This window comes from Variovorax sp. MHTC-1 (genome assembly GCF_003984645.1).
Taxonomy (GTDB): Bacteria; Pseudomonadota; Gammaproteobacteria; order Burkholderiales; family Burkholderiaceae_C; genus Variovorax.
This window is the reverse complement of record NZ_RWKI01000001.1, coordinates 535,461-551,336: the sequence shown is the minus strand read 5'-3', so window position 1 is coordinate 551,336 and position 15,876 is coordinate 535,461. Positions and strand designations below refer to the sequence as shown.

13 protein-coding genes are annotated in these 15,876 nt (G+C 68.8%); 9 read left to right on the top strand and 4 right to left on the bottom strand.

Translation table 11 applies throughout. From position 1 onward, the window contains the following. Nucleotides 1–89: 89 nt before the first annotated feature. The 4 genes from EJI01_RS02595 to EJI01_RS02580 all read left to right on the top strand — a co-directional run bounded on the left by EJI01_RS02595 (nt 90) and on the right by EJI01_RS02580 (nt 7,147). Nucleotides 90–962 (top strand): alpha/beta hydrolase fold domain-containing protein, encoded by an 873-nt coding sequence (locus EJI01_RS02595; RefSeq protein ID WP_126835530.1) that lies wholly within the window; start codon nt 90–92, stop codon nt 960–962. Nucleotides 963–1,106: 144 nt separating this feature from the next. Further along, nucleotides 1,107–2,351: an efflux RND transporter periplasmic adaptor subunit gene (locus tag EJI01_RS02590; protein WP_126835529.1), complete on the top strand. Its 1,245-nt coding sequence runs from the start codon at nt 1,107–1,109 to the stop codon at nt 2,349–2,351. Between the two features lie 29 nt (nt 2,352–2,380). Beyond that, nucleotides 2,381–5,650: an efflux RND transporter permease subunit gene (locus tag EJI01_RS02585; RefSeq protein ID WP_126835528.1), complete on the top strand. Its 3,270-nt coding sequence runs from the start codon at nt 2,381–2,383 to the stop codon at nt 5,648–5,650. A 12-nt stretch (nt 5,651–5,662) separates the two neighbouring features. Then, nucleotides 5,663–7,147: an efflux transporter outer membrane subunit gene (locus tag EJI01_RS02580; protein WP_126835527.1), complete on the top strand. Its 1,485-nt coding sequence runs from the start codon at nt 5,663–5,665 to the stop codon at nt 7,145–7,147. Between the two features lies 1 nt (nt 7,148). On the opposite strand, the gene EJI01_RS02575 is transcribed toward EJI01_RS02580, so the two are convergent. Next, complete coding sequence (locus tag EJI01_RS02575; protein WP_126835526.1) at nt 7,149–7,382, bottom strand: hypothetical protein; 234 nt, start codon at nt 7,380–7,382, stop codon at nt 7,149–7,151. 143 nt (nt 7,383–7,525) lie between these two features. Here EJI01_RS02575 and EJI01_RS02570 point away from each other — a divergent pair, with 143 nt between their 5' ends. Genes EJI01_RS02570 through EJI01_RS02555 form a run of 4 tightly spaced genes read left to right on the top strand, consistent with a single transcriptional unit; the run spans nt 7,526 to nt 11,380 of the window. Beyond that, nucleotides 7,526–8,998 carry a cobyric acid synthase gene (locus tag EJI01_RS02570; protein ID WP_260602277.1) on the top strand — a complete coding sequence of 491 codons (1,473 nt, stop codon included), beginning with the start codon at nt 7,526–7,528 and terminating at the stop codon, nt 8,996–8,998. Then, nucleotides 8,995–10,038, top strand: a complete 1,044-nt coding sequence (cobT, locus tag EJI01_RS02565; RefSeq protein ID WP_126835524.1) for a nicotinate-nucleotide--dimethylbenzimidazole phosphoribosyltransferase — start codon at nt 8,995–8,997, stop codon at nt 10,036–10,038. The genes EJI01_RS02570 and cobT overlap by 4 nt, the downstream gene beginning before the upstream one ends. Next, on the top strand, nt 10,035–10,829 hold the full coding sequence (cobS, locus tag EJI01_RS02560) for an adenosylcobinamide-GDP ribazoletransferase (protein WP_126835523.1): 795 nt from the start codon (nt 10,035–10,037) through the stop codon (nt 10,827–10,829). The genes cobT and cobS overlap by 4 nt, the downstream gene beginning before the upstream one ends. Then, nucleotides 10,826–11,380: a histidine phosphatase family protein gene (locus tag EJI01_RS02555; protein WP_126835522.1), complete on the top strand. Its 555-nt coding sequence runs from the start codon at nt 10,826–10,828 to the stop codon at nt 11,378–11,380. Before cobS ends, EJI01_RS02555 begins: the two co-directional genes overlap by 4 nt. Here EJI01_RS02555 and nth read toward each other — a convergent pair whose 3' ends face one another. Next, complete coding sequence (gene nth, locus EJI01_RS02550; RefSeq protein ID WP_126835521.1) at nt 11,381–12,019, bottom strand: endonuclease III; 639 nt, start codon at nt 12,017–12,019, stop codon at nt 11,381–11,383. 71 nt (nt 12,020–12,090) lie between these two features. On the opposite strand from nth, the gene EJI01_RS02545 reads away from it, so the two are divergent. Beyond that, nucleotides 12,091–13,278 (top strand): PLP-dependent aminotransferase family protein, encoded by a 1,188-nt coding sequence (locus EJI01_RS02545; RefSeq protein ID WP_126835520.1) that lies wholly within the window; start codon nt 12,091–12,093, stop codon nt 13,276–13,278. Nucleotides 13,279–13,291: 13 nt separating this feature from the next. Here the strand turns inward: EJI01_RS02545 and EJI01_RS02540 are convergent, their stop codons facing one another. Together EJI01_RS02540 and EJI01_RS02535 are read right to left on the bottom strand one after the other, a co-directional pair. Continuing rightward, entirely contained in the window at nt 13,292–14,356 is a 1,065-nt protein-coding gene (locus EJI01_RS02540) for an Ldh family oxidoreductase (RefSeq protein WP_126835519.1), read from the bottom strand. 5 nt (nt 14,357–14,361) lie between these two features. Continuing rightward, a complete protein-coding gene (locus EJI01_RS02535; RefSeq protein WP_126835518.1) occupies nt 14,362–15,864 on the bottom strand; it encodes a tripartite tricarboxylate transporter permease in 1,503 nt (500 codons plus the stop codon). Between the last annotated feature and the right edge of the window lie 12 nt (nt 15,865–15,876).

Here is a 15,876-nt window from a genome sequence, read left to right as displayed (position 1 = left end):
GATTGGAAACAGAGTAGGGGCAGCGAGCTTGTTGAAGCAGCCAATCCGGGCCGTAATATTCAACCATCGTCCACACACCGAGGCCGCTCATGTCATCCCGTCCCACTCCGCGTTCTGCTGAAGCCGCCAAGGCCCCGGCGGGAGCCGTTGTGCAAGGCGCCGAAATCGACATCAGCATCCCGCTGCCCGGCCGCGAGGCGGTCGAAGCGCGCCTCTACGGCCAACGGGCCAAGGGTACGGCGGTGCCGCTGGTGCTGCACTTCCATGGCGGCACTTTCATCAGCGGCGATCTGGATTTCGGCCGCAACGTGGCCCGACTGCTGGCGAGCGCCGGCGCGGTGGTGGTCTCGCTCGCCTATCCGCTGGCACCTTTTCCCGAACCCATCGAAGTCGGCTTCGCAGCGCTGGAGTGGCTCTACAAGCAGCGCGTCAAGCTGGCCGGCAAGGCCGCCCGCATCTATCTAGCCGGCGAGGAGGCCGGCGGCAACGTGGCGGCCGCGGTGGCATTGATGGCACGCGACCGCGCGCATCCGCCGCTGGCGGGCCAGATCCTGCTGTCGCCGATGCTCGATCCCTGCGCCGGCACGCAGTCGCTGCGCAAGGCGACCGGCGACGACGCCAGGTGCCGCTGGGCGACCGGCTGGCAGGAATACCTGAGCCGGCCGATGAACGCGACGCACCCCTATGCGGTGCCTGGCGCATCGCTCAGGCTGGCCGAACTGGCGCCTACGCTGGTGCTGGTCGGCGAGGACGATGCGATGCGCGACGAGGCCCTGCGCTTCGCGCAGCGGCTGCAGGATGCGGGCATTGCGGTGACCCGGGGCGTACTGCCCTCGGCCGCGAAGTGTCCGGACGAGTTGTACGACCCCGCCTATGGCGATTGCGCGTGTCCGGAGACAGTCGGTGAGCACATGCGCGCATTTTTTGCTGCCACGGTGCCGCCGGTGCCTCCCCCGGCCTAGGCCCAGCCGGCCACGCCGGTAACCCTTTTTTCAAACCTTCTCGATCCGCCGGCTTCTGTCGGCGGCAACGGATTCGTCTTGCCTGCGCCCAAGCGCCGGCCGGGCGGTTGCATTTCCAAAGTCATCCAAAAAAGGACGTTCATCATGCAAAGCAAGCTGTCTAACCAGAACCGCCGCCGCCTCTGGCCCGCCGTGACCGGCATCACCGCAGCGGTCGCGATCGCCTGCGCGGCACTCGTGCTCGGCTTGCCGAGCTTCAAGGCCGAGGCCAACAATGCGCCCGCGGCCGATGCCCCGCGCGCCACGCCGGTGTCGGTGGCCACGGTGGCCGCGACCGACGTCAACACCTGGGACGAGTTCTCGGGCCGGCTCGAAGCGGTCGAACGCGTCGACGTGCGTTCCCGCGTGGCCGGCGCCGTGCAGGCGGTCCATTTCCGCGAAGGCTCGCTGGTCAAGCGGGGCGAACTGCTGATCACGATCGATCCCGCGCCCTATGCGGCCGAAGTGGACCGCGCCGAAGCGCAGGTGGCCTCGGCCCAGGCGCGGGTGTCCTTCACGCGCAGCGAGCAGGAACGCGCACGCCGCCTGTGGGAAGAGAAGGCCATCGCCCAGCGCGAGCTCGACGAGCGCGTCAATGCCGGCCGCGAGGCCGAAGCCAACCTGCGCGCGGCGCAGGCTTCGCTGCAGAGCGCGCGCCTGAACCTGGGCTACACCCAGGTGCGCGCGCCGGTGGCCGGGCGCATCGGCAAGATCGAAGTGACGGTGGGCAACCTGGTCGCGGCCGGACCCGGCGCGCCGGTGCTCACCACGCTGGTCTCGGTGAGCCCGATCTACGCGAGCTTCGACGCCGACGAGCAGGTCGTCGTCAAGGCGCTGAAGGATTTGCCCAGCGGCGCCAGCGCCCAAGCCAAGCTCGAAGGCATTCCGGTCCAGATGGGCACCGCCGGCGTCGAAGGCACGCCGTACGAAGGCAAGCTGCAGCTGATCGACAACCAGGTCGATGCCAATAGCGGCACGGTGCGCGTGCGCGCCGCCTTCGACAACAAGGACGGTGCGCTGATCCCCGGCCAGTTCGCCCGCATCCGCATGGGCCAGGCCCGCAGCGAGAGCGCGGTCCTGATCAACGAACGCGCCGTCGGCACCGACCAGAACAAGAAGTTCGTGATGGTCGTCGACGGCGACAACAAAACCGTGTACCGCGAAGTCACGCTGGGCGCATCGGTCAACGGCCTGCGCGTCGTGACCAAGGGCCTGAAGGCGGGCGAACGCATCGTGGTCAACGGCCTGCAGCACGTGCGTCCCGGCGCGCTGGTGGTGCCGCAGCCGGTCACGATGGACGCCAAGTCCGAGGTGCCGCAGCAGCGCGTGGCGGCTGCCGCGAAGTCCTGAGCAGGGCGCCCGCTCTCTAGAGAAACATCATGAATCTATCCAAGTTCTTCATCGACCGGCCGATCTTCGCGGGGGTGCTGTCGCTCCTGATCCTGATCGCCGGCCTGATCGCGCTGCGCGGGCTGCCGATCTCCGAGTACCCCGAGGTCGCACCGCCGTCGGTGGTGGTGCGCGCCCAGTACCCGGGCGCCAATCCCAAGGTGATCGCAGAGACGGTGGCAACGCCGATCGAGGAGCAGATCAATGGCGTCGAGGGCATGCTCTACATGGGCAGCCAGGCGACCACCGACGGCGTGATGACGCTGACCGTCACCTTCAAGCTCGGCACCGACCCCGACAAGGCGCAGCAGCTGGTGCAGAACCGCGTCGCGCAGGCCGAGCCGCGGCTGCCGGAGGAAGTGCGCCGCCTCGGCGTGACCACGGTCAAGAGCGCGCCCGACCTCACGATGGTGGTGCACCTCGTGTCGCCCAACGACCGCTACGACATGACCTACCTGCGCAACTACGCGGTACTCAACGTCAAGGACCGGCTGGCGCGCATCGAGGGTGTCGGCCAGGTGCAGATCTTCGGCGGCGGCGACTATTCGATGCGCGTCTGGCTCGACCCGCAGAAGGTCGCGCAGCGCGGCCTGTCGGCCAGCGACGTGGTGGCGGCGATCCGCGGCCAGAACATCCAGGCGGCGGCCGGCGTGGTCGGCGCTTCACCGGGCCTGCCGGGCGTGGACATGCAGCTGTCCATCAACGCCCAGGGCCGGCTGCAGAGCGAAGAGGAGTTCGGCGACATCATCGTCAAGAGCGGTGCCGACGGCCAGGTCACGCGGCTGCGCGACATCGGCCGGATCGAGCTCGGCTCGGCCGACTATTCGCTGCGCTCGCTGCTCAACAACGACGCGGCGGTCGGCATCGGCGTCTTCCAGGCGCCCAACTCCAACGCGCTCGACATCTCGGCCAACGTCCGCGAGACGATGGAAGACATTAAAAAGAACATGCCCGAGGGCGTGGAGTACCGCATCGCCTACGACCCGACGCAGTTCGTGCGCGCCTCCATCGAATCGGTGGTGCACACGCTGCTCGAAGCCATCGCGCTGGTGGTGCTGGTGGTGATCCTGTTCCTGCAGACCTGGCGCGCTTCGATCATTCCGCTGCTCGCCGTTCCGGTGTCGGTGATCGGTACCTTCGCGGTGCTGCATGTGCTGGGCTTCTCGATCAACGCGCTGTCGCTCTTCGGGCTGGTGCTGGCGATCGGTATCGTGGTGGACGATGCGATCGTGGTGGTCGAGAACGTGGAACGCAACATCGAGGCCGGGTTGACGCCGCGCGAGGCGACGTATCGGGCCATGCGCGAAGTGTCCGGGCCGATCATCGCGATTGCGCTGGTGCTGGTGGCAGTGTTCGTGCCGCTCGCCTTCATCAGCGGGTTGACCGGCCAGTTCTACCGCCAGTTCGCAGTCACCATCGCGATCTCGACCGTGATCTCGGCGATCAACTCGCTGACGCTCTCGCCCGCGCTCGCCGCGCTGCTGCTCAAGGGCCACGACGAGCCGAAGGACGCGCTGACGCGCGGCATGGACCGCGTCTTCGGCTGGCTCTTCCGCGGCTTCAACAGGTTCTTCCATCGCGGCGCCGAGGCTTACAGCGGCGGCGTGCGGAACGTCATCTCGCGCAAGACCTTGATGCTGGTCATCTACCTGGCGCTGGTCGGCGTGACCTTCGGCCTCTTCAAGGCGGTGCCGAGCGGCTTCGTGCCGGCGCAGGACAAGCAGTACCTGATCGGTTTCGCGCAACTGCCCGACGGCGCCACGCTAGACCGCACGGAAGAGGTGATCCAGCGCATGGGCGAGATCACCAAGAAGAACCCGAACGTGGAGGACGCGGTCGCGTTCCCGGGCCTGTCGATCAACGGCTTCACCAACAGCTCGAACTCGGGCATCGTGTTCGCGACGCTCAAGCCCTTTGCCGAACGCACGCGTGCCGACCAGAGCGGCGGCGCGGTGGCGGGCCAGCTCAACCAGCAGTTCGCCGGCATCCAGGACGCCTTCATCGTGATGTTCCCGCCGCCGCCGGTGGCGGGCCTGGGCACCACGGGTGGCTTCAAGCTGCAGCTGGAGGACCGCGGCTCGGTCGGCTACGAGCAGATGGACGCGGCGGTGAAAGCCTTCATGACGAAGGCACGGCAGGCGCCCGAGCTCACCGGCATGTTCACCAGCTGGCAGGTCAACGTGCCGCAGCTCTATGCCGATATCGACCGCACCAAGGCGCGCCAGCTCGGCGTGCCGGTGACGGACATCTTCGACACCATGCAGATCTATCTCGGCAGCCTGTACGCGAACGACTTCAACAAGTTCGGGCGCACGTACTCGGTGCGGGTGCAGGCCGATGCGCCGTACCGCGCACGGGCCGAAGACGTGGGCCTGCTCAAGGTGCGCTCGAATTCGGGCGAGATGGTGCCGCTGTCGGCGCTGATGAAGGTGAACTCCAGCTTCGGGCCCGAGCGCGCGATGCGCTACAACGGCTACCTCTCGGCCGACATCAACGGCGGCCCGGCGCCCGGCTTCTCCTCGGGCCAGGCGCAGGATGCGATCGAGCGCATCGCGGCCGAGACCCTGCCCAAGGGCGTCAGCTTCGAATGGACCGAGCTGACCTACCAGGAGATCCTGGCCGGCAACTCCGCGGTGCTGGTGTTCCCGCTGGCGATCCTGCTGGTGTTCCTGGTGCTTGCGGCGCAGTACGAAAGCCTTACGCTGCCGCTGTCGATCATCCTGATCGTGCCGATGGGCCTGCTCGCCGCGATGACCGGCGTGTGGCTCTCCGGCGGCGACAACAACGTGTTCACGCAGATCGGGCTGATCGTGTTGGTGGGCTTGAGTGCGAAGAACGCGATCCTGATCGTGGAGTTTGCGCGCGAGCTGGAATTCGCCGGGCGAACGCCGATCCAGGCCGCGATCGAAGCCAGCCGCCTGCGCCTGCGTCCGATCCTGATGACCTCGCTGGCCTTCGTGATGGGTGTGCTGCCGTTGGTGCTCGCGACCGGGGCCGGCTCGGAGATGCGCTCGGCGATGGGCGTGGCGGTGTTCGCCGGAATGATCGGCGTGACGGCCTTCGGCCTGTTCCTGACGCCGGTGTTCTATGTCGTGCTGCGCCACCTGACGGGCAACCGGCCGCTCAAGCTGCATGGCGAGGTGCCGCACCTGGATGACAGCTTCGTCTCGGCCGACCACCCGGCGGCGGCGCCGCACGCGGCGGGCGGCGGCGGTGGCCTGCAGCCTGCGCCGGCTTCGCCGCTCAAGTTGCATGAATAAAGAAAGTCGATCATGAAATCCGATTCGAAACTCTCTCGTCCATGGCGCGCCGCGTTGCTGCCGCTGGTCGCCGCGCTGGTCCTGGTCGGCTGCGCGACCGCGCCGGCGGAGCTACCGGCCTTCAATACGCCGGCCCAGTTCAAGGAGCAGGCCGCGCCGCAGGCCGAGGGCACCTGGACGCGCGCGCAGCCGGCCGAGTCGCAGCCGCGCGGCGAATGGTGGCGCGCCTTCAGGGACCCGGTGCTCGACAAGCTGGTCGAAAGGGCCGCGGCCAACAACACCAGCATCCAGTCCGCGGCGGCACGCCTGGCCGAGGCGCGCGCCGTGCTGCGCAGCACCGATGCCGATCGCGCGCCGCAGGTCGGCTTGGGTGCGGGCGCCAGCCGGCAGGCCGGCCTGGACCGCAACCAGAGCAACAGGCCCTCCACGCTGATCACGGCCGGCGTCGATTTCTCCTACGAGATCGATCTCTTCGGCCGCCTCTCGCGGGCCAGCGATGCCGCGCGGCTCGATGCCGAATCGCGCGAAGGCCTGCTGCAAAGCACGCGCCTGCTGGTCCAGGCCGAAACGGCCCAGACCTATCTCTCGCTGCGCGCGCTCGATGCCGAACGCGCGCTGGTGCGCGAAACCGTCGGCGCCTACCGCGACACCCTGCGTCTCGTGCAGCGCCGCAACCAAGCCGGCGATCTCGCCGAACTCGACGTGGTGCGTGTCGAAACCGAAGTCGCGGCCACCGAGTCCGAAGCGCTGACGCTGGACCGTCGCCGTGCCGAGCTCGAACATGCGCTGGCAGTGCTGACCGGCGAAACCGCGTCGAGCTTCGCGCTGGAGACGCAGGACTGGTCGACCGCCTTGCCCACCATTCCGGCCGGGGTGCCGGCCACGGTGCTGACGCGCCGGCCCGACATCTCGGCCGCGCAGAAGGCCGTGTTCGCGGCACAGTCCCGCGTCGGGGTCGCGCAGACCGCGTGGTTTCCGAGCATTTCGCTGACCGGCGGCGGCGGCTATGCGTCCTCCGACATCGACCACCTGTTCAAGTGGTCGGCGCGTTCCTGGGGCATCGGTGCGCTGCTCGCGCTGCCGCTCTTCGACGGCGGCCGGCGCGAGGCCGGCGTGCAGAGCGCCAATGCGCAGCTCGACGGTGCGCTCGCGAACTACCGGGCCCAGGTGCTTGGCGCCTTCAAGGACGTGGAGGACCAACTGTCCTCGCTGCGCATCCTCGAGCAGCAGTCGGGCGTGCAGGGAAGGGCGGTCGCTTCGGCGAGCCGGGCCACCACGCTGTCGGATTCGCGCTACCGCAACGGGCTGGTCAGCCAGCTCGACCTGCTCGATGCGCGCCGCCAGGAACTGCAGAACCGTCGGCAGGCGCTGCAAGTGCGATCGGCGCAATACCAGGCCACGGTCGGGCTGGTGCGCGCTCTGGGCGGCAGTTGGGAAACGCCGCAAGCCGTTGGCGCCGCCACGCCGGAGACGCCGGCGCAGATCGCAACCCGCTGAGTCAGCCGCCGGCGTCCGGCCCGGACGCCGGCTGCGCGTCGGCCAGCCGGCGCAGCGCCGCTGCTCCCAGCGCCAGTGCGCTCGAGTAGCTCGCTTGCGGCGCAGCGGCCGACTTGAAGCGGCGGTAGAGCATTGCTTCGCCCGCCTCGTCGTCAAGCGCTTCGATCAGAACCCAGAAGAATTTTCCTTTCTCGCGCTCCTCCACCGTGAGCGCCATGTCGCGTATCGCGGGCATCAATCCACTCCCCCATTTGTGATCAGAGGAGGCTACGAAGCAATGAGGGTATTTGATGCAGGCGCGTTCCAAAGCAACGCGCCGAAGCGTGAAGGACTCCGCGAGCGCCCGAAAAGACTGAGGCCGTAGCGGACAATCCGCAGATGAATACAAGTGTGGGGCGAGGCGGCCGAGCCCGTTGCGTCATGGTCCTCGGCACCACCAGCGGTGCCGGCAAGAGCTGGCTGGCGACCGCGCTGTGCCGCTGGTATGCGCGCCAGGGCCTGAAGGTGGCGCCGTTCAAGGCGCAGAACATGAGCAATAACGCGCGCGTGGTCGGCGGCGGCGAGATCGGCAGTGCGCAATATTTCCAGGCATTGGCAGCGGGTGCCGAGCCCGATGTGCGCATGAACCCGCTGCTGCTCAAGCCCGAGCGCGATACGCTGAGCCAGGTGGTGCTGATGGGCCGCGTGAGCACCGAGCTGACGGCACTGCCCTGGCGTGGGCGCAGCGAACGTGTCTGGCCGCAGATCGCGCAGGCGCTGGACGACCTGCGGGCCGGGAACGACGTGGTCGTGATCGAGGGCGCCGGTTCGCCGGCCGAGATCAACCTGATGGCGAGCGACATCGTCAACCTGCGCGTGGCCCGGCATGCCGATGCGCGCTGCCTGCTGGTGACCGACATCGACCGCGGCGGCGCCTTCGCGCATCTCTACGGCACCTGGGCGCTGATGCCGGAGGCCGATCGCGCATTGATCAAGGGCTTCGTGCTCAACAAGTTCCGCGGCGATGCATCGTTGCTCGCGCCGGCGCCGCAGCAGCTCGAGCAGCTCACGCGCATACCGACGGTGGCGACACTTCCGATGTGGTGGGAGCATGGGCTGCCGGAAGAGGATGGCGTGTTCGACGACCGCAGCGTCTCGGCAGGAGAGGTCACGCGCACCATCGCCGTCATCGCCTATCCGCGCATCAGCAACCTCGACGAATTCCAGCCGCTGAAGAACCTCGCCGGCGTGCGCCTGCAGTGGGCGCGCAGCCCCGCCGACGTGGCCGGCGCCGACTGGATCGTGCTGCCCGGTTCCAAGAACACCAGCGGCGACCTGGCCTGGCTGCGCGCGCAGGGCCTGGACCGTGCGGTGGCTGCGCATGCGGCCGGCGGCGGCGCGGTGCTCGGCATCTGCGGCGGGCTGCAGATGCTGGGCGAGGCGCTGATCGATCTGCACGGCGTCGACGGCAACGGCCCCGGCCTCGGCCTGTTGCCGCTGGTCACCGTGTTCGCGGCCGACAAGACCGTGCAGCCGCGCGAGGCCCGCTTCGCCGAACTGGCCGGCCCCTGGGCCGCGCTCTCCAATGTCGCCGTGCGCGGCTATGAAATCCACCATGGTCAGACCGCGCCCCATGCCGCGATGGCCGCCGCCGGCGATCACGCGATGGCCGTCATGCCCGGCGAGCTGGCCTGGCAGAACGCCGCCGGCAACGTGCTCGGGCTCTACCTGCACGGACTGTTCGAAGACCCGGCCGCGCTGCATGCGCTCTTCGGCGCAACCGCGCGCACGCTGGACAGCGTGTTCGACGGGCTGGCCGACCACATCGATTCCCACTTTGAAGCGGGCGTGCTGCGCTCCCTGATCGAATGACGCTTGAACTCCCCACCGTCGACAAGCTCGACGACGTTGCGCTCGCCGCGCAACTGCAGCGCCGCATCGACGGCAAGACCAAGCCGCTCGGCGCCCTGGGCCGGCTCGAGGCGCTGGCCTTGCGGCTGGGCCTGATCCTCGGCAGCGAATCGCCCGCGCTCCTGGCGCCGCAGATGCTGGTCTGCGCCGGCGACCACGGCCTGGCAGCGCGCGGCGTCTCGGCCTATCCGAGCGACGTGACCTGGCAGATGGTCGAGAACTTCCTGGCCGGCGGCGCGGCCGTCAGCGTGCTCGCGCGGCAGCATGGGCTGGCGCTGACCGTGGTGGATTGCGGGGTGCGGCATGAGTTCGCGCCGCGTGAGGGGCTTGCAATCCGCAAGATCGCGCCGGGCACCACAGATGCATCGACCGGTCCGGCCATGAGCGCTGCGCAGTGCGATGAGGCCATGGCCAACGGCATCGAACTCGTGCGGACGCTGCCTGGCAATGCGCTGCTGCTGGGCGAGATGGGCATCGGCAATACCTCGGCCGCATCGCTGCTGCTGGCGCGGCTCACCGGGCTGGACATCGATGCCTGCACCGGCAGCGGCACCGGCCTCGATGCCGACGGCCTGGCGCGCAAGCGCCGGCTGCTGCGCGAAGTGCTCGCGCTGCACGCCGATGCCGGCACGCCGCTGACGGCGCTCGCGGCCTTCGGCGGCTTCGAGATCGCCACGCTGGTCGGCGCCGTGCTGCAGGCGGCCCACGAGCGGCGCGTGATCGTGGTCGACGGCTTCATCGCCGGTACCGCGGTGCTGGTGGCGCAGGCGCTTCGGCCGCATGTCGTTCAGCGCTGCGTGGCGGCGCACGAATCGGCCGAGCCTGGCCATCGCCTGCTGCTCGACGCGCTCGGCCTCGAAGCGCTGCTGCGCCTGGATCTGCGTCTCGGCGAAGGCTCCGGTGCCGCGCTCGCCTGGCCCTTGCTCGAATCCGCATGCCGCGTCCTGCGCGAGATGGCGAGCTTCGAATCGGCCGGCGTTTCGCAGCGGGACGACACATGAACGGTCTGCGCCACTTCCTGCTGGCGCTGCAGTTCTTCACGCGCGTGCCCGTCACCGGAAGGCTGGCAGGGTGGGTGGGCTTCAGTCCGGCGATGCTGCGCGCCAGCGCGGCGCATTTTCCCGGCGTGGGCTGGCTGGTGGGTGCGGTGGGCGCGGGCGTGTTCCTGCTTGCGCAGGCGGGGCTGCCGGGCGTGGCAGGCGCTGCCGTTGCGGCACTGCTGTCCACGGCGGCCACGGTTTGGATGACCGGCGCCTTTCACGAGGACGGCCTGGCCGACATCGCCGATGGCCTCGGCGGCACGTCCGATCGCGCGCGGGCGCTGGAGATCATGAAGGACTCGCGCATCGGCGCCTTCGGTGCGATCGCGCTGGTGCTGGCGCTGGGCCTGAAGATCGCGCTGCTCGCCACGTTGGCGGGGCAGGGCGCCATGAGCGCTGCCACCGCGCTGCTCGGCGCGCATGTGCTGTCGCGGCTGGCGCCGCTGTTGCTGATCCGCTCGCTGCCCTATGTCGGCGACGAGGGCGTGAGCAAGGCCAAGCCATTGGCCGATGCGATCGGCGGCGGGGCCTTGCTGGTGGGCGCGCTGTACGCACTGCCGGCCGCTGCGCTGCTGTTGCTCACGCACCCTCCGCTGCAGGGCGTTGCAAGCCTGGTCGCGTGCCTGCTCGGCGCGCTGTACATGGCGGCGCTGCTGCGACGCCGGCTGCAGGGCTTCACCGGCGACGGGCTCGGCGCGACGCAGCAGGTCTGCGAGCTCGCGATCTACCTGGCGCTCGCCTGGCAGGCATGAAGCTCGGGCTCGTGCGCCACGCGCAGACCGACGTAGCGGCCGGCCTGTGCTACGGCCGCACCGATGTGGCGGTGCCGGCCGAGGCGATGCGCACGCTGGCCGAACGCATTGCGCCGCAGCTCGCCGAAGGCATCGAAGAAATCGTCTGCTCTCCCTTGCAGCGCTGCGCCGGATTGGCGCAGGCGATTGCCGCGCGTCGGCCCGGGCTCGCGCTGCGCACCGATGCGCGCATCGCCGAGATGGACTTCGGTTCGTGGGAAGGCCGCAGTTGGTCGAGCATCGAACGCGCCGAGTTCGATGCCTGGACCGGCAGCTTCGCCGACGCGCGCGCCGGCGGCAGCGGCGAAAGCACGCGCGCCTTCATGCAGCGGGTCGGCGAGGCCTTCGACGAGTGGCACGAGGCTGGCCGCGATGCGCTGTGGATCACGCATGCCGGCGTGATCCGCGCGGTGTGGCTGCTGCGCGAGGGCGTGCGTTGCGCGGAGCGCGCCGATCAGTGGCCGGCGCAGAGCATCGCCTTTGGCGAATACCTGAGCGTCGAGCTGCCCTGATCAAGGCGCCGGGGTCTTCGGCTTGTAATCGCAGTACGGCGCGACCGCGCACTTCCAGCACATCGGCTTGCGCGCCACGCAGACATAGCGCCCGTGCAGGATCAGCCAGTGATGCGCATGCAGCCGGAACTCGGGCGGCACGCGCTTCATGAGCTTCAGTTCGACTTCGAGCGGCGTCTTCCCCGGCGCCAGGCCGGTGCGGTTGCCGACGCGAAAGATGTGCGTGTCCACCGCCATCGTCGGCTCGCCGAAGGCCACGTTGAGCACGACGTTGGCGGTCTTGCGGCCCACGCCCGGCAGCGCCTCCAGCTCGGCGCGCGTGCGCGGAACCTCTCCGCCATGTTGTTCGACCAGCATGCGGCAGGCCTCCATCAAGTGCTTGGCCTTGCTGCGATAGAGGCCGATGGTCTTGATATAGCTCTCCAGCCCTTCGATGCCCAGATCGAGGATGGCCTGGGGCGTGTTCGCGACCGGGAACAGCTTGCGCGTCGCCTTGTTCACGCCGACATCGGTGGCCTGCGCGGAAAGCAGCACGGCAGCCAGCAGCTCGAAGGGGGTCGTGTATTCGAGTTCGGTTTCGGGCTCGGGGTTGGCTGCCTGCAGGGTGGCGAAGAAAGGTTCGATCTCTGTTTTTTTCATCGTGGGCGGCAGTGTAGGGATGTCAGCGGAACTTGCGACAATCGCAACCTCCTCTTTCGCAGAAGACCGCCATGCAATTCGCCACCCGCCTCGACAACGTCGAAACCTCCGCCATCCGCGAACTCTTCAAGCTCCTGGGCAAGCCAGGCATCATCAGCTTCGCGGGCGGCTTTCCCGACAGCGCGATGTTCGACGTCGAAGGCCTGAAGGAAGCGAGCGCCAGGGCGCTGGCCGAGGAGCCCGGCGGCGCGCTGCAGTACGGCGCGACCGAGGGCTACGAGCCGCTGCGCACGCAGTTGAGTGCCTTCATGAAGGGCAAGGGCGTCGAGGTCGATCCCAGCGGCCTGATCGTGACCACCGGCAGCCAGCAGGCGCTGGACCTGCTCGGCAAGACCCTGATCTCGCCCGGCGACAAGGTGATCGTCGAAGGCCCGACCTTCCTCGCCACCATCCAGTGCTTCCGCCTCTACGGCGCGCAGCTGATCAGCGCGCCCATCGACGCCGACGGCGTCGACGTCGACAAGCTCGAGCAGCTGATCGCCGAGCACAAGCCCAAGTTCGTCTACCTGATCCCGACCTTCGGCAACCCGAGCGGCGCCATGCTGAGCCTGGCGCGGCGCAAGAAGGTGCTGGAGCTGGCGGTGAAGTACCAGACGCTGATGGTGGAGGACGACCCCTACGGCGACCTGTACTTTGGCAAGGCGCCGCCGCCCTCGATCATGTCGCTCACCGGCGAAGTGCCGGGCAGCCGCGAGCTGGTGGCGCACTGCGGCAGCCTCAGCAAGGTGCTGAGCCCGGGCCTGCGCATCGGCTGGATGATCGCGCCGGCCGAGCTGCTTGCGAAGGCCACCATGTGCAAGCAGTTCAGCGATGCGCACACCAGCACCTTCGCGCAGGCGACGGCCGCGCAGTATTTGAAGAGCGGCCGCATGCCGGACACGCTGGCGCACGTGCGCAAGGTCTATGGCGAACGCGCCCAGGCCATGGGCGCGGCACTGAAACGCGAGCTCGGCGACGCGATCGCCTTCGAGCAACCGGGCGGCGGCCTGTTCTTCTGGGCCCGGCTCACGGGCGCGAACGGCAAGCTGGCCGATGCCAGCGTGCTGGCCCAGCGCGCGATCGAAAAGCTGGTCGCCTTCGTGCCGGGCGCGCCTTTCTTTGCCGAGAAGCCCGATGTCGCGACGCTGCGCCTGAGCTTTGCGACCGCCAACGTGGAGAAGATCGAAGAGGGCATCGCGCGGCTCGGCGCCGCGCTCTGAACCGGCCCTGCTTTCAGCGCAGCGCGTCGGCGAGCTGGAGGCCGTAGCGCTGCCCGGCGTCCTCCAGCGAGGGCGCGATCGAAGGGTGCAGGCGCACGCCCTGGTCGAGCTGCTCGGCGCGCCGCTGCAGCCCGCGTTCTCCGGGAACGCGTACCGGGTTGGCCGCGTCGATCGGTGCGTTGCCGCGGCATTGGGCGGCCAGATGGTCCATCTGCCGCAGGAACTCCGCCTTGCCGCCGAAGGCCTGCAGGTCGTGCAGCGTGAGGTGCACGGTGGCGCCCCAGCCTTCGCGCGCGTCGGCACGGCCATGGCCTGCGAGTCCTGCCGTCAGCGCCTCCACCAGCAGCGCCAGGCCGTAACCCTTGTGGCCATGGCTCAGGCCTCCGACCGGCAGCAGCGTGCCGGGCGGCTGGGCGAACAGGACCGCGGGATCCCTGCTCGGGCGGCCCTGCGCATCGATCAGCCATTCCTCGTCGAACAGCTCGCCGTACTTGTGCTTGCGGTTGCTCATGCCATTGGTGGTGATGGAGGCCGAGATGTCGACCATCACGCCGCCCTCCGAAAGCGGAAAACCCAGCGCCAGCGGATTGGGCGTGAACACCGCCTGCGTTCCGCCGAAGGGCGCGACGCTGGCCGCGTTCGGGTCGGAGCAGGCGAGCACCAGCAGCATGTCTTCTTCGAGCGCGCGCAGGAGGTAGACCGCGAGGCACGCGATGTGATGGCTGCGACGGATCACGAGCGAGGCGGTGCCCAGCTCGCGGGCGCGCGGCAGCAGCAGATCGAGGCCCTGGTGCACCAGCCAAGGGCCGGGCAGGCGGCGGCCGTCCCACAGAACCGCGGCGGGCCGGTCGGACACGACGAGCGGTGGGCCCTCGCGCGTCATCGTGCCGGCCTCGAGTTCTTTCACATAGCCGGCCAGGAGCGCAAGGCCGTGCGTGTCGTGGCCCAGCAGGTCGCCTTGCACGAGCGTATCTGCCACGGTCTGCGCCATGGCTTCGGCCAGGCCGGCATGCCGCAGCAGTTGCGTGGCGAACCGGGCGAGAGCGGCGGCGTCGTAGCGGATGGAGGTGTTGTTCATGGGTTTCAGGCGGCTGAAGCTGGTTGCAGCCGTCGCCGCTGCCGCCGCCAGGCCATGGCGCCCGAGCCGACCCACACGAGGATCGTGAAGATCGCCAGGCCGGCGGCGATCGGCCGCTCGACGAAGGGCAGCCAGCTGCCGTCGGACTTGATCATCGAGGTGATGAAGTTCTCTTCGAGCATCTTGCCGAGCAGCATGCCGAGAATGGCGGGCGCGACGGGGAAGCCGTTTTCTTCCAGCAGCCAGGCCGCGACGCCGAAGCCCAGCAGGATCCAGAGGTCGAACAGCGCGTTGTTGATGGCGAAGGAACCCACCAGGCAGAACACCAGGATGATCGGCATCAGCACGTTGCGCGGCAGGCGCAGGATGCGCGCCGAGGCCTTGATGCAGGCCCAGCCCAGCGGCAGCATCAGCAGGTTGGCGAGGATGAAGACGATGAACACCGCATAGACGCTGTGCGGGTTGTTCATGAAGATCATCGGCCCCGGATTCATGTTCTTCATGTAGAGCACGCCGATCACGATGGCGGTGATCGAGTCGCCGGGAATGCCGAACACCAGCGCTGGGACCCAGGCGCCGGCGATGGCGCTGTTGTTGGCGGCGCCGGCCTCGACCAGCCCCTCTGGATGGCCCGTGCCGAACTTCTCGGGTTCCTTCGAGAGCTTCTTGCTCATCGCAAAGGACATCCAGGCCGCGATGTCGGCGCCGGCGCCGGGCAGGATGCCCACGGCCGTGCCCAGCACGCTGCCGCGCAGCGTCTGCTTGGCGTATTTCCTCATCAGCCCGCCCATGCCCGCGAAGACCGAGCCGATCTGCTTGGTGAAGCTGCCGATGCGGTCGGTGGTCACGGTGAAGCGCAGGATCTCGGAGACCGCGAACATCCCGATCATGGCCGGAATCAAGCTCAGGCCGCCCAGCAGGTCCGCGCTGCCGAAAGTGAAGCGTGGATGCCCCGCCGGGTTCTCGAGCCCCACGCAGCCCATCAACAGGCCGAGGAACAGCGTGATGAGTCCTTTGAGCGGCGTCTCGCTGGTGATGAAGACCGCGCAGGTCAGGCCCAGCACGACGAGCCAGAAGTATTCGAAGGAGCTGAACTTGATCGCGACCTCGGCCAGCGCCGGCGCGGCGACGATCAGCACGGCGGTGCCGAACAGGCCGCCGATGCATGAGAACACCAGGCCGATGCCGAGCGCGGTCTCGCCGTGGCCCTTGCGCGTCATCGCGTAGGACTCGTCGGTGTAGGCCGCCGAGGCCGGCGTGCCGGGAATGCGCAGCAGCGCGCCGGGAACGTCGCCAGCGAAGATCGCCATCGCGGTCGCGGTGACGATCGCTGCGACCGCCGGCACCGGCGGCAGGAAGAAGGTGATCGGCACCAGCAGCGCCGTGGCCATGGTGGCCGTGAGGCCGGGCACGGCGCCGACGAACATGCCGAAAACGCCCGACAGCAGCATCACGATCAACACGGTCGGCGTGGCGACCATCTGCATGGCGAGCCAGACAGATTCCATCGGCGGCGCTCC

Bases quoted from the DNA above. Each gene is read 5' to 3' on its own strand.
- EJI01_RS02540 (WP_126835519.1), bottom strand. From the start codon at position 14,356: ATGAACAACACCTCCATCCGCTACGACGCCGCCGCTCTCGCCCGGTTC.
- EJI01_RS02570 (WP_260602277.1), top strand. From the start codon at position 7,526: ATGAATACAAGTGTGGGGCGAGGCGGCCGAGCCCGTTGCGTCATGGTC.
- EJI01_RS02585 (WP_126835528.1), top strand. From the start codon at position 2,381: ATGAATCTATCCAAGTTCTTCATCGACCGGCCGATCTTCGCGGGGGTG.
- EJI01_RS02580 (WP_126835527.1), top strand. From the start codon at position 5,663: ATGAAATCCGATTCGAAACTCTCTCGTCCATGGCGCGCCGCGTTGCTG.
- EJI01_RS02545 (WP_126835520.1), top strand. From the start codon at position 12,091: ATGCAATTCGCCACCCGCCTCGACAACGTCGAAACCTCCGCCATCCGC.
- EJI01_RS02590 (WP_126835529.1), top strand. From the start codon at position 1,107: ATGCAAAGCAAGCTGTCTAACCAGAACCGCCGCCGCCTCTGGCCCGCC.
- EJI01_RS02575 (WP_126835526.1), bottom strand. From the start codon at position 7,382: ATGCCCGCGATACGCGACATGGCGCTCACGGTGGAGGAGCGCGAGAAA.
- nth (WP_126835521.1), bottom strand. From the start codon at position 12,019: ATGAAAAAAACAGAGATCGAACCTTTCTTCGCCACCCTGCAGGCAGCC.
- cobT (WP_126835524.1), top strand. From the start codon at position 8,995: ATGACGCTTGAACTCCCCACCGTCGACAAGCTCGACGACGTTGCGCTC.
- cobS (WP_126835523.1), top strand. From the start codon at position 10,035: ATGAACGGTCTGCGCCACTTCCTGCTGGCGCTGCAGTTCTTCACGCGC.
- EJI01_RS02555 (WP_126835522.1), top strand. From the start codon at position 10,826: ATGAAGCTCGGGCTCGTGCGCCACGCGCAGACCGACGTAGCGGCCGGC.
- EJI01_RS02595 (WP_126835530.1), top strand. From the start codon at position 90: ATGTCATCCCGTCCCACTCCGCGTTCTGCTGAAGCCGCCAAGGCCCCG.
- EJI01_RS02535 (WP_126835518.1), bottom strand. From the start codon at position 15,864: ATGGAATCTGTCTGGCTCGCCATGCAGATGGTCGCCACGCCGACCGTG.